We start from the raw sequence: 13,396 nt of genomic DNA, 5'->3' as shown, positions 1-13,396 counted from the left end.
GCTGGATTCGAACCAGCGAAGGCTGAGCCGTCAGATTTACAGTCTGATCCCTTTAGCCACTCGGGAACTCCTCCACATTAAAACTGATAGTTTAAATGTGATAACTAATTATTAATCGGTTAAAATTTAGCTTATGCATTTTTAACCGATTAACTTTTAATAACTAATACCCACAGTGTGTTTATTGCTCACACCATTTCTAATAGATGGTGGAGGAGGCTGGATTCGAACCAGCGAAGGCTGAGCCGTCAGATTTACAGTCTGATCCCTTTAGCCACTCGGGAACTCCTCCACACTTGTGCTGCGCATATTACCAAAAGAATTACGTTTGTGAACCCCTAGGCCCAATTTTTTGCTAATTAAATGCGCTTTGCTGCCGATAACTAATCAAACGCCTATTATTTACACTTATTTATGCTGACAGACATCCATAACACGCTACTCGTTAACGACAGCCAACTCGGAGACCGCCTTAACACAGCGGTCTCTGAGGGCCGCCGTAGCGATTTCGGCTTGTTATTGGCCTTGCTGTCAGACGATGCGCGAGATTTACCGCGCATCGAAGCCGACAAAGACGAACAAGGGCAAATTAACTGGCGCCAGTTTTTTGACCTGCCCACAACCAACCCCATGTACTCAGATGAGCAAGACAACATAAGAGCCCCCCAGCTCTCCGCCTTGGCGACGGGCTTACAGCAAGATAGCCTGCGCTTAATGTTAGCCATGCGTGCTGAGCCGCTGCGCGTGAGCCCAGACGTACTGCCTTATGAAGTTAGCAGCAATTTAAGCCCGCGCACTCAAGCTCGCTTTAACGGTGAGCAACTCAACCCCTATCTCCCGCAAGACGCCAGCCGCATGTTATCGATCATCGAGTCCGTAAAAGCGATGGCTTAAAGACAGCGCTAGGCGCCAGCTAAAACCAAACTCTTTTGGCAACGAAATCCACTAAATCCGCAAAAAAGTAGAGATAACACCTTAAAGATCCTGTTTTAGGTGAAGCGTAAAGAGTGAAGGGGACGACATAGAACAAAGATCCGTTCCATCCAGCCGATATATTTAGTACTTAGTTGACTGTCTCTTTTGCTTGGCTTGGCCCTTACCAATAAAAATCCCTTGTCACTCTTATCCCATATTAATTTTTCCTGATTACCCACAAAGTTCAGCTATGTTTCAGTGACTTCAGCATCAATAGATTCAATGGGTTACAACGTAGGTGGCCGTCTCTTCGGCGAAGAGGACTTCGCCACGGTTTTATGTTTTTATTTAAAAATTGCCAGCAAAGCTGGCCTGCCGAAACCTTCTGTTTATAAACAAGTTGGCAGCTACAAAAACCTAAATAAGGCAGCATACTGGCTAAGGTTTATAAGTAATCAGGTAATTTTTTAGCTGGTTTGGTGGATTTCGTTGCAAAAGTCTTTAGCTCTTTATTTTCTTAGTGCTAGGCGCCGGGCACTCGGCGCTATTATTTACTCTTCACCGTCTCTTCCAGCGCTTCTGCTAATAAGCGAGCTTGATGCTCGGGGGACTGAGTATTGCGCGCCAGTAAGCGATACATGGCTGGCACAATAAATAGCGTGAGCAAGGTGGCGAGCGATACGCCGGTAAACACCACTACCCCTACGGTTTGGCGACTTTCGGCGCCAGCGCCACTGGCTATAATCAGCGGAATAGCGCCAATAATAGTGGTGAAGGCGGTCATCAAAATGGGCCGCAAACGCCGTACCGCAGCTTCGGTCACGGCTTCATCAAAGGGCAGGCCGCGATCCCGTAGCTGGTTAGCAAATTCCACGATCAAGATGCCGTTTTTGGTGACTAACCCAATCAGCATTACCATGGCAATTTGGCTATAGGCATTTAGGCTCATATCGGCAAAATACAAGCCTAATAAACCGCCCACCAGCCCGAGCGGGACGGTAAGCAGCACGATAAAGGGATGAATAAAGCTCTCAAATTGCGCCGCTAAAATTAAAAACACCACCACCAATGCCAAGCCAAACACGAAGGTCACATCACTTTGGTTATTCTTATATTCCAGCGACTCGCCTTTATAATCGGCGATGGCGTTATCGGGCAAGTTGTCTCGCACTAGCCCATCTAAATAATCCAGCGCCTCACCCAAGCTATAATTACCCACCAAGTTAGCGCTCAAGGTAATGGCCTTCTTGCGGTTGTAATGATTAAGCGATGCCGACGTGCCCTGCTCATTTAAACGCACCAGATTATCGAGCGAGATTAATTCGTCTTGGCCGCTGCGCAAATAAATGCCGCCCAAGTCGCTAAGCTGGTTAAACACCTCTTGCTGACCTTTTAAATACACATCGTATTCTTCGCCTTGGCGCTCATAGGTGGTAATGGCTTGGCCGCCCAATAGCACATTAAGGCTGTCGGCAACCTCGGTCACCGAAATACCCAGCTTAGCGGCGCGTACTTGATCCACCTCCACCAGCAATTCCGGTTTAGTGGGTGCGTAGTCCAAATCTAAATCACTTAAGCCGAGATTAGCTTGCGCCAGCCCTCGTAATTGCTCGGCCCACAGGTAAAGCTCATCGTAATCACTGCCGGTTATCACAAACTCCACCGGCGAGCTGGAGCCGCCACGAATGGATGAAGGCATAATCGGGATCACCAATACATCGGCTACGTCGCGAGTAAGACCTCGAATACGATTGACCACTTGCTCGGCAGATGCCTCACGTTGGTCCCATTTTTCTAGGCTGATGATCACCATGCCGCTGTTCACGCCACCGCCAAACCCTGGGGTGCGCACCGTTAAATTAGTGGCGATGCCTTCTGCAAGTAATGGATTCAATCGTTGCTCAACCTCACCCATGGCGAGGCTCATGCGCTCAAAGCTGGCCCCTTCGGCGCCGCGCACCATCACAAATATCGAACCGCGGTCTTCTTTAGGCGTCAGGCTTTGTGGAATTTGGCTCAGTAGCCAAGCGGTAAAGCCCACCGCCACCACCATCACTAGCGGTGCCCACCAAGGGCGCTTGCTCTTACCTTCAAGCTCACCTTGGCCATTATTTTGACTTAAGCCCTTATTAAGTAAGCGTTTATAACCACGCTCCAGCTTGGCAAAGCCAGCATTAAAGTACAGAGCCAAACGACTGGGCGCTTGATTGGGCTTTAATATTTTCACACTCATTACTGGGCTTAACGTAAGGGCCACTATGGATGAAAACAGCACAGCCGCCGATAACAAGACCGCAAATTCAGTAAAAATTCGCCCAATAATGCCGCCCATAAAGATGATGGGTACAAATACCGCTACTAAGGTGAGCGTGGTGGCAATCACCGCAAAGCCCACTTCGCGGGTGCCATAATAGGCCGCAGCCAAGGGCGAGCGGCCGCGCTCCAGATGATGATAAATATTTTCCAGCACCACTATGGCGTCATCCACCACCAGCCCTATGGCCATGATCAACGCCATTAGCGTGATCAGGTTTACCGAATAACCCAAGGCATAGGCGGCAATAAAAGCGCTGATCAATGACACGGGCACGGTAATGGCCGGTATTAAGGTGGCGCGCATTTGCCCTAAGAAAATATAAATTACCAACACCACCAAGCCGACTGTGATCAGCAACGTTCGATAAACCTCGTCGATGGCGCTGTCGATAAACACAGAGCTGTCGAAGGTCCAGGTAAGCTCTGTGCCCTCGGGTAAAAACGGCTGCTGGGCCAAAATGGCCTTTTTTACGCCGTTCACCACGTCCAAGGTATTGGCTTGGCTTTGTTTGACTATGCCAAGCCCCACCACGTTTTGGCCATTAGAGCGAAACAAGGTGTCTTCCGGCTTCTCGCCCTCCCACACCTCGGCCACATCAGATAAATAAATGCGGTTATCTGAGTCAATACGGCGAATGCTTAGACGCTGAAAGTTAACCGCCTCTTCGAAGCTGCGCTGAATACGGGTGGCGTAATTCTGCTGATTGTTTTCCAGCACGCCGGCGGGTAGCTCCACGTTTTGTGAGCGCAGTGCGGCACGAATATCGGCCACAGTAATGCCGCGCGCCGCCATGGCGACGGGATCGAGGCGAATATTCATCACTCGCTCTTTGCGCCCGCCCACAATAACCGAGCTCACGCCATCGAGCAGACTAAAGCGATCCGCTAGCACGTTTTCTGCATAGTCGCCCATAGCCAATGGCGACATGCCAGTAGAGCGCAAGGTTATCCACAAGATCACATCATTGCGCCCCGTGTCTTTGGTGACTATGGGCGCATCTGCATCTTCTGGCAGATTACGCGAGGCGCGCGCCACGGCTTCGCGCACATCACTGGCGGCGCTGTCTAAGTCGCGGACGGGATCAAATTCGATGGTGATACTGGAGTTACCGTCTGTAGTGCTGGAGCTGATGTATTTCACATCACTGATGCCCGACAACTCATCTTCCAAACGCTTGGTCACTTGCACTTCTAACACGGCGGCACTGGCCCCCGTGTAGGTGGTGCGCACCGTGACCACGGGTGAGGTGGTGTCGGGCATTTCCCTTAACGGCAATTCTAAGAAAGAGATCAAACCAAACACGCATAACATTAAGCTAACGACAGTGGCCAGTACCGGTCTAGCAATCGAGAGATCAGAGAGTTTCATCTAATACCTCAACCACACTGCCCTCTCGCACTTTTACGGCACCGGCGCTTATCACCCGCTCGCCGGCCTTAAGGCCATCCACTATGGTGACCTGCTCGCCCATATTGCGGCCAATAGTCACATCACGGCGGCTCACTTTGTTTTCGCCGTCTACCACATACACATAACGCTGTTGGCCAGCGTAAAGCAGGCTTTGCACCGGAATCGCCAATTGCACACTGTTATCTATGGTCAGCGAGACTCGCATCAGCATGCCGGGCACCAACTGCTTATCAGGCAACGAATTATCAAACAGCAAACGCACAGTGGTATTTAAATTTTCGCTGTTCACACTGGGTGCCATCACCGCCAACTTGCCGCTAAAAGGCTGCTCGCCGTAAGCATCGCTAAAGGCGGTGAGCGTCTCGCCCACTTTTACCGCACTGATATATTTTTCCGGCAGCGGCACATCCAGCTTTAATTGACTGATATCTAATAAGTCCGCCACCGGCTCATTGGCTGCTAACAAGGCGCCGGACGCCACATCGCTCAAGCCCATCACACCACTAAAAGGCGCATGCAGGGTGAGATAAGAGACTTGCACACGCGCCGCCGCTAACTGGGCCTCAGCCAAGGCCACCGCGGCTTTTTGGCCATCAAGCTCGGCTTGGGTGACGGCTTGACGCTGTAACAGGGCGTTATAGTTTTTGAAAATGCGCTGCGCGTCCAGCAGTGCGGCTCGTGCTTCTTGTACCTGCGCCTGGGCCGCCCTGTCATCTAGGCTCAGTAAAATCTCGCCTTTTTTGACCGTTTGGCCAGACTCAAAATGCACCTGCATCACGCGAGCGCTCACTTGCGGTGCTATGGCCACCTGTTGCTTGGCTTTTAAGGTGCCCACTAGCGCTATGCTGGCCATGACCGGCTGCTCGGTGACGTCGGCCGTGGTGACCACGGCTTTATATTGGGCTTGAGTTAAGGGGGAAAAAAATACCACTATGCCCAATAAGGCACTCAAAAGAGTACTAAATAAAGTGCTACATAAAGCGCCTAACCCAGCCAAGTTATTATTCTTATATTCCATGCTTTTCTTTTTCCTTATACAAAGCTCGCCCTAGTGTACCTCGTTCGAGCCTGCAAACTATGTCTGGTAGGCTGCAAAATGTGACAAGCTGTGACATAAAACAGCGCCAGTACCAAGCGTCTGGCTCAAAACCAAACCTTCAGGGCTAGCGGCTAGAGACTTTTTCGCAACGAACCCCACTAAACCCACAAAAAAATAGGGATTAGATCTAAAAAGAAATTTTGCAGGGAGAGAGCAACATCGTCGGGCGATTTTGTGTGTTGCCTTAGTCTTACCATTAGCAATATGTTCTCTTATATTAATTTTTTAGTGGGTTTGGCGGATTTCGCTGCAGAAAGGGCTTTTATTAGTAAGGGCAAAGATAGCGATCGGCGCCGAACTTACTCTTCACCCTTCTCGCTGCACACGCTAAGATGGTGCCTCTGGTTATCTCAGTGTGACCTTCGCATTACTCTTGCATTTAACATCGCCTTTACTCTTGGCTTTAATATTGGGCATACACAGCTATGAAAGTTATCTCCTTTAATATCAATGGCCTTAGGGCACGTTTGCATCAATTGCAGGCCATTATCGACAAACACCAGCCAGACGTGATCGGCCTGCAAGAAATTAAGGTGCACGATGAAGCTTTTCCCATAGAGGCCGTCGAAGCCATGGGCTATCAGGTGTACTTTCACGGTCAAAAAGCCCATTACGGCGTGGCCATGTTGTGTAAACAAACCCCACTTGAGGTGCGCAAAGGCTTTCCCGGTGATGAAGAAGATGCCCAGCGGCGCATGATCATGTGCCGCTTCGCCCGCCCCGATGGCAGCGAAATCACCATCTTAAATGGCTATTTTCCGCAGGGTGAAAACCGCAAGCACGAGACTAAGTTTCCGGCCAAGGCGCGTTTTTATGAAGACTTGCAAGCTTACCTCACCGAGTATCACACCCCAGAGCAAGCGGTAATAGTGATGGGAGATGTGAATATCTCGCACACGGATTTAGATATTGGCATTGGCGAGCCTAACCGTAAACGTTGGTTGCGCGATGGTAAGTGCTCATTTTTACCGGAAGAGCGGGAATGGATGGAGCGCCTATTAAGCTGGGGTTTAACCGATACTTGGCGCTTACAAAACCCGAACCAAACCGAGCAATATTCGTGGTTTGATTATCGCAGCCGTGGCTTCGATGATAACCGCGGCCTGCGCATCGACTTGGTGCTGGCCACACGGCCCTTAATCGAACAGCTAGTAGAAACCGGCATCGATTACGAACTGCGCGGCATCGATAAGCCCTCGGATCACGCGCCTATTTGGGCGACGTTTGCATAAAAGCTGGAAGCGATAAGCTAGAAGCTAGAAGCTAGAAGCTAGAAGCCGAAAGTCAAAACTACATAGCCGTCATACCGAACTTGCTTCGTGATGACGGCTTTTTATAAGCCAAAGCGCTATTTTTGCCACGGAATCCACAGAAGAACACGAAAAAATAGAGATTAGATCTGAAAGTGAAAGAAACTTACTGGGTAAGGGTCAAGCATCCCCGTTTTCATAAGATGAACCCTTACCATAAAAGCTCATGTTACTCGTCGATCTTGCTGTCTTTGCGAGTGCAGCGCGGCAATCCAGTTTTTTCACTCCGCACTCAAAATTCAACACTCACAACAACCATGGATTGCCGCGTCGTTGCACTCCTCGCAACGACAGAATGTTATCATTAAGTCCTCCGCTGTCTTTGCGAGCGCAGCGGCAATCCAGCCCTTTTCTTCCGTCTTATCTTAATTTTTCTGTGCTTATTTGAAATAGAGAGCTGTGGATTCCGTGGCAAAAATCTTATCACTGGTCTTCCCGCTCTCGGCTTCAAACTTCCGGCTGGGTTTTCCATTCTAAGCGCCAGCCTGCTTGGTTTGGCTGGGCCGTAAAGGCTTGGCTGACGAATAATCCGGGGATAGCGATTAACGCTTGGCCTTGGGGCTCTTGACCTATTAACTCTTTCTCCTTTAACAACAGCAACGGCATTTGAGCGCGCAGCCAGGTGGGCACCGCATATTCCTGCCAGAGTTTCTTCAATGGCCGCGAGCCGGCACGCCCTTGGGGCTGGGCTCTTAGGCCGCTGATATTAAAGCTCAACTGCAACTGGCTAATATCCAGTTCAGCGATTAAATCCGCCTCTTGCTCAACCCAACTCAGGCGCAGCTGCCCTACTCCTGCGTCTTGCCAAAGATCTGTTTTTAACTGTAATAACGCAATGGGCAGGCCAGTATGTTTAGGCACATAGAGCGCGCCTTGATAACGACAAATTCGCGACTCGCCAAGTCGCACTTCAGGCGTCGCATCCGTTCGCGCCAGCGCCACTTCTTGCCAGATAGCCTGTAATTGAGCGCGGCTAGGATGCAAGTGCTGCAACTGCAACCAATGGCGCAACACATTATGACGGCGCGCCACGCTCAGTGCCTGCAAGCCGGCAATCTCAAGGCCGCCGCTGTTATTTTTTAGGTTTGGTAAATCCTGCTCGGCCAGCTCTAAGCCTAACTGCAGTTGCTCGGCGCACAGCTCGGCACTGCGCGCCGCCGTCTCATTAAACGAGGGCCATTGCGCCAGTAACTGAGGGAAAATACGGTTACGCAAGAAGTTACGATCAAACTTGTCATCGCTATTACTGGGATCTTCTATCCAGCTTAAGCCTTGCGCCTTGGCATAGATTTCCAATGACTGACGGGAGCAAGATAACAGCGGCCGCCATTGCTGGTGATGCGGCTGGGGTCCAAAAAATTTACGCTCCGGCATAGCCGCCAAGCCTTGAATGCCGGCGCCGCGTTTTAGGGCCAGCAACAAGGTTTCTGCCTGATCGTCCAGATGATGGCCGGTCAATAAAATATCATTCGGGCTCATGGCCGCACTTAAGGCCAGATAACGGGCTTTTCTGGCCGCCGCCTCTAAGCTCACTCTGGGGCCAAGCGCTACCTGCACCGCCACGGTTTCACAACTCACACCTAAGTCTTTAGCCACCTGCGCACAATGTGCCGGCCAGCCCTTGGCAGCATCTTGCAAGCCATGAGCAATGTGCACTGCGCGAACATTAATGCCACGCTCTTTAGCAAACCGTGCCGCCAATGCCAACAAGACGGTAGAATCCAGCCCGCCACTAAAAGCCACCACCAAAGAATGAGTCGGCGTTAAATCACGCAGCTGGCGGCAAAAAATAGGGTAGAGATCCATGATAAACCTTTAAAGAATCAGTCATTTTTCAGCTGCAAGTAGCTACCAGCTAAAGAAAGAGCCAAGATTAGCGACTAAAAATTACTTTGCCACGGAATCCACAAAACCCACGAAAAAATAGTGATCAGAGCGAAAGAGGCTTCTAGAGGGTAAAACCCTGTTCTGCCTAGTCACTCGTCGTTTTTGAATTCGTTCTTGTCCGTGTGCTTCCGTGGATTCCGTGGCGAAAAAATCTTACATCTTTAAGCGCAAGCTACGGCAAAATCCACGCTAGTATCGCAGCATTACTTAGTCGTGCTATAACAAAAACACCGGATCTGGGATCCGGTGTTTATCTTACCACTTCAAGCTTAAGGCTGGCTGTTGGGTCTTATCTCATACCCTTCACGCCTCACTCTTCACCCTTCACGCCTCACCTGCTTATCAACGGCAGCTAGCATTGGCGGCGGCATCGCGCACTAATTCGATGCGCTTATCACTGGCAGGGTGGCTAGAGAATAAGCCACCACCATTACCGGAATTTTGCAGCAAAATTTGCTGGGCGCGCATAGCGGCATAAGGATCCATGCCCTGCTGGCATAACACTTCTACGCCATAGACGTCGGCTTGCAGTTCATCTTTTTGTGAGAACTGAGCGCCCATAAACTGGCTACCCAGCTCCGCATAATCAGAAGACGCCAGCGCACCTATAGTGCCACCGGCTGCCGACGCGGCTTGGCGAGCAGCAGCGGTTAAGTAAGCGGTTTTAAATTGGCTTAGGGAGTGTTCATATTTAATGTGCGCGATTTCGTGACCGATCACCGCCATCAGCTCGTCGTCTTTCATCACGTCCATCAGACCAGAATAAACGCGCACCGTGCCATCAGGCATGGCGAAGGCGTTAATTTCTTTATCTAAATAAACGCCATAGTTTAGCGGCGTGCCATCAATTTGGCTCAAACCGCGCGTTATCTTGGCTAAGCGTTGGCTATAGGCATTATTGGCGGGCGCCAACTTGTTCTCGGCATCCATTTTTTGTGCCGCTAAGCTGGCCTGAGCTTGCAGTTCAGGCTTGCTAATGCTCAGACCTTGAAACGCGGTTAAACCGGCCCCCAGCAATTGGCCGCCGTCGTCGGCCACACAGCCACTTAAGCCCATGGCCAGCATGCTGGCAGCAAACAGTGTTTTCTTCATCTTTCATTAACCCTTTGCGTATCACAGAGACTGTATCAAAGAGCAAAACGACGTGGTCGTCAATCAATCATTAGCATTGGCACTTTATGTCAGCGCTTATACCTGCACTTATACCTGCACTTATACCCTCGCTTATGCCGACACGCTTGCTAGTGGATTTTCGGCTGTATTTTTGGCCGCACCAAACACGACCACTCTATTTCGCCCCTCATGCTTGGCTTGATACAAGGCCTGATCGGCATTGGCAAGCAGTTGGGTTCCCTCCATCCCCGCCTTAGCCTGAGCCAAGCCCACACTGATGGTTAAACAGAAATCAGGGGCTATCTGGGCATAATCATAATGCTGCACCGCCAAGCGCACGCGCTCGGCAATCTGCAAGCTGGTATTGAGATCGGTTTCGGGCAGCAATATGGTGAACTCTTCGCCTCCCCATCGTGCGGGCACATCCGTGAGTCGGACTTGTTGGCGCAAAATATCCGCCAGTATTTGCAGTACTTTATCTCCCACCGCATGGGAATGGCGGTCGTTAACCTGCTTAAAGTGATCCACATCTATGACCAATAAGTGGAACGGCAAGTGGCTGCGCTGCATACGGGCTAAGGCTTCTTGCAAAGCGTGGTCAAAGGCGCGGCGGTTCGGCAGTCTCGTCAGCGCATCTTCACTGGCTTGCAAGGCAAACGCTTGGGCCTGTAATTGTAACTCGCGCGTTTTTTCAAAGACTTGACGCTCTAAGTTCGCCGCTTGCACCTTAAGTAATCGCAATCGTAAGCGCATCAATGACCATAAAATAAACAGCACTAGCGTACCCAGCAAGAGCCAGAACAAGGGGCGTTGCCAGATAAAAGGCAACACGGTTAGATTAAGGCTGGCTTCATGCAGTCCCCACTCATCAAAGGGATAAGCCGCCGCCACCCGAAACACATAATCCCCTGGCGGTAAGTTGGTGTATTCCACCAGCTTTTGCTGGTTGCGTAAGATCCAATCGTCCTCAAATCCCTCTAAACGAGTGCGATAGCGAATGCGTTCTGGCAGCACAAAGCCTAGGCCAGAGTAATGAATAGATAGCCGACCACTGCCCGGCGCCAGCACAATATCAGAGCGAATAGACTTAGGCTCCCCTGCCACTTCTACCGACTCAAACACCACGGGCAACTGAATTTTTCCCGCCTCAGGCTGAGGTTTGGGCTGCACGCGCGTTACGCCAAGCGCTGTCGCAACCCAGATTTCACCGTCCTTGGTTACCGTGGCGGCAGGGCCAGATCCACCGTTGGCTTGGCTGCTCGCCATGCCATCACCCTCACCAAAATGCTCGAAGGCCAGCTGGGTACGCAAGCCATCCGCAACCTGATGCGCCTCACTAAGCTCAAGCCGGATCACGCCGCCATTGGTGGTTAACCACAGGCCATCGTGATCATCAGCGAGCGGCTGAAAAATTTTCTCTATTGGTAGACCGTGCTTTTTACCCACTATCGCCAAGCTGGCATCCGCATAGCGATAACGCAGCAAGCCGCGGTCTGTGCCTAGCCACACGTGCTGACCATCGGGCTCAGAATAAAAACCAAAAGCATATTCCGCATCATCTTGGCTATTCAGGTACACAGGCCTAATACCCTGCTCATTAATAATGGCCGCCCCAACACCCGTGCCAACCCAAATATCGCCATTTACCGCTTGGTGCAAATTCATAATGAACTCGCCCGGCAAACCGTCTTTAACGCCATAATGATGAAAGCGCTTGCCATGTAAGCGGCTCAAGCCTGCAGCCGTGCCCACCCAAATATCGCCATCTTTACCCGGTAAAATCGCGCGCACTTCATTGGCAGCCAAGCCATCAGCTCTGCTGTATAGGTTCATTAACTGACCATTCACGAGATGCAGCAACCCATGGGTGAAGGTGCCGACCCACAGCTCACCGGCGTTGCCTTCGGCCAAGCTCAACACAGAAGGCGTACTGCCATCTGGCATCACCAAGGCTAGGGTGCGGGCCACATTATCTTTAATGTGTGTAAGCCCAGTACTGCTCCCCACCCACACAGAGCCATCACTGTGTGCCAACACGCTACGCACATAGTTGCCCGCCAACCCTTGCTCTTCGGTCACTGTGGTAAAAGGCACATCGCGTAAACGCATCAAGCCACCATTGGTGCCCACCCAAATACTGTCTTCATTATCTTGAAACAGCGAGACCACTCTTTGCTCGGGCAGCCCTTGTGCCACCTCTAAGCGCTCTAGTCCCTGTGGGCTAATTCGTATCAAGCCCCGATCAGTCGTGCCCAACCAAAGGTTGTGCTTATTATCTTGCAGCAAGCTGAGAATGGACTCGGTGACTAATTCAGGATAAAGCGCCACCACCTTGACCTCACCATTCTGTGCCTGATCCGCCTGATGCGGCACAGGTTCGGTGGCATACAGCCCTTGCTCTGAGCCAATCAGCACCCGGCCTTGATTATCGAGTAATAAAGAAAAGACAGGTATGTGAGGTAGCGCACTCACCTTGTGTACTTGGTTATTAGCAATCCATACCACACCCAGTGCTGTGCCTGCCCATACTCGGCCTGCGTTATCTTGTACTAAGCGCGACACAGCGTTACTGGGTAAACCACTGCTCTCATCAAAATGTGCCACTGTGCGATCACCTTCGCGCACATAAATGCCATCACCTTCACTAGCCAACCACAAGCGCCCTTCTTTATCGCGCAACACATGATTGATCATGGCGCTGGCAGTAGGGTGCGCAGTCCAGGTTTGATGTTGATAACGGCTTAAACCGCCGCGAGCGCCGACCGCCAGCATACCTTCACCGTCTAACGTTAGGCCTCGTATCCCTGAGTCAGGCAAACCGGTTTCGTCACCTCGAGTGAAAACCCGAAATTCTCGGCCGTTATAGCGTGCAGCACCTTCCCAAGTGGCAAACCACAAATATCCTTCAGAGGTTTGAGTAATAGCATTAATGGTGTTGTGCGGTAGGCCGTCTCGGGTGGTCCAGTGGTCTTGAAAATAATGCGCCAGTGGCACTTGAGCAGCCGCAATCGCAGGGGCAGACAGGGCGCACAAGCCGCCAATCACCCCTATCATAAACACAGGCATCATAAACACAGGTAGCAAAATCACCCGCAGCATAAGCGCCGAAAAGCAGGCAGGCTTTGATAAACAAGGCGGCCGGTGAGCCTGCGCGTGTTTGTTAGCAGCATGCCGCTTGCCAAGTAAATATTTCATCCGTGAATATAATCCGTCAACGTAGACTTAAGGTGGCAACTCGAATGTTCTTTATTATTCATAAGCCAAGGCTCAGTTAACAAGCTCAGCTTGACCAAGGCAATAATTAGCCTCAAAAGAGTAGCACAGAATAAACTGCGTGCTTAAATT

General features: G+C 50.9%; 7 protein-coding genes and 1 tRNA gene. 2 read left to right on the top strand and 6 right to left on the bottom strand.

Features of this window, described 5'->3' with window-relative positions; translation table 11 throughout:
- Window positions 1–207: 207 nt before the first annotated feature.
- Window positions 208–292: transfer RNA gene (locus ACEN2G_RS06145), tRNA-Tyr, on the bottom strand.
- 122 nt (window positions 293–414) lie between these two features.
- On the opposite strand from ACEN2G_RS06145, the gene ACEN2G_RS06140 reads away from it, so the two are divergent.
- Complete coding sequence (locus tag ACEN2G_RS06140) at window positions 415–894, top strand: VC2046/SO_2500 family protein (RefSeq protein ID WP_442020593.1); 480 nt, start codon at window positions 415–417, stop codon at window positions 892–894.
- Window positions 895–1,462: 568 nt separating this feature from the next.
- Here ACEN2G_RS06140 and ACEN2G_RS06135 read toward each other — a convergent pair.
- Together ACEN2G_RS06135 and ACEN2G_RS06130 are read right to left on the bottom strand one after the other, a co-directional pair.
- Entirely contained in the window at window positions 1,463–4,600 is a 3,138-nt protein-coding gene (locus ACEN2G_RS06135) for an efflux RND transporter permease subunit (RefSeq protein WP_442020592.1), read from the bottom strand.
- Window positions 4,587–5,660, bottom strand: coding sequence for an efflux RND transporter periplasmic adaptor subunit (locus ACEN2G_RS06130; RefSeq protein WP_442020591.1), 1,074 nt, complete (start codon window positions 5,658–5,660; stop codon window positions 4,587–4,589). The genes ACEN2G_RS06135 and ACEN2G_RS06130 overlap by 14 nt, the downstream gene beginning before the upstream one ends.
- A gap of 506 nt (window positions 5,661–6,166) precedes the next feature.
- On the opposite strand from ACEN2G_RS06130, the gene xthA reads away from it, so the two are divergent.
- Complete coding sequence (gene xthA / locus ACEN2G_RS06125; protein WP_442020590.1) at window positions 6,167–6,973, top strand: exodeoxyribonuclease III; 807 nt, start codon at window positions 6,167–6,169, stop codon at window positions 6,971–6,973.
- Between the two features lie 525 nt (window positions 6,974–7,498).
- Here xthA and tilS read toward each other — a convergent pair.
- The 3 genes from tilS to ACEN2G_RS06110 form a co-directional block, all read right to left on the bottom strand.
- Window positions 7,499–8,857, bottom strand: coding sequence for a tRNA lysidine(34) synthetase TilS (tilS, locus tag ACEN2G_RS06120; RefSeq protein ID WP_442020589.1), 1,359 nt, complete (start codon window positions 8,855–8,857; stop codon window positions 7,499–7,501).
- Window positions 8,858–9,280: 423 nt separating this feature from the next.
- Complete coding sequence (locus tag ACEN2G_RS06115) at window positions 9,281–10,030, bottom strand: M48 family metalloprotease (protein WP_442020588.1); 750 nt, start codon at window positions 10,028–10,030, stop codon at window positions 9,281–9,283.
- A gap of 132 nt (window positions 10,031–10,162) precedes the next feature.
- Window positions 10,163–13,246 carry a two-component regulator propeller domain-containing protein gene (locus ACEN2G_RS06110; RefSeq protein WP_442020587.1) on the bottom strand — a complete coding sequence of 1,028 codons (3,084 nt, stop codon included), beginning with the start codon at window positions 13,244–13,246 and terminating at the stop codon, window positions 10,163–10,165.
- Window positions 13,247–13,396: the final 150 nt, after the last annotated feature.

The organism is Oceanisphaera sp. W20_SRM_FM3 (assembly GCF_052119705.1).
Lineage (GTDB): Bacteria > Pseudomonadota > Gammaproteobacteria > Enterobacterales > Aeromonadaceae > Oceanimonas.
This window is presented reverse-complemented; position numbering and strand designations above follow the sequence as displayed.

Bases quoted from the DNA above. Each gene is read 5' to 3' on its own strand.
- ACEN2G_RS06140 (WP_442020593.1), top strand. From the start codon at position 415: ATGCTGACAGACATCCATAACACGCTACTCGTTAACGACAGCCAACTC.
- ACEN2G_RS06135 (WP_442020592.1), bottom strand. From the start codon at position 4,600: ATGAAACTCTCTGATCTCTCGATTGCTAGACCGGTACTGGCCACTGTC.
- ACEN2G_RS06130 (WP_442020591.1), bottom strand. From the start codon at position 5,660: ATGGAATATAAGAATAATAACTTGGCTGGGTTAGGCGCTTTATGTAGC.
- xthA (WP_442020590.1), top strand. From the start codon at position 6,167: ATGAAAGTTATCTCCTTTAATATCAATGGCCTTAGGGCACGTTTGCAT.
- tilS (WP_442020589.1), bottom strand. From the start codon at position 8,857: ATGGATCTCTACCCTATTTTTTGCCGCCAGCTGCGTGATTTAACGCCG.
- ACEN2G_RS06115 (WP_442020588.1), bottom strand. From the start codon at position 10,030: ATGAAGAAAACACTGTTTGCTGCCAGCATGCTGGCCATGGGCTTAAGT.
- ACEN2G_RS06110 (WP_442020587.1), bottom strand. From the start codon at position 13,246: ATGAAATATTTACTTGGCAAGCGGCATGCTGCTAACAAACACGCGCAG.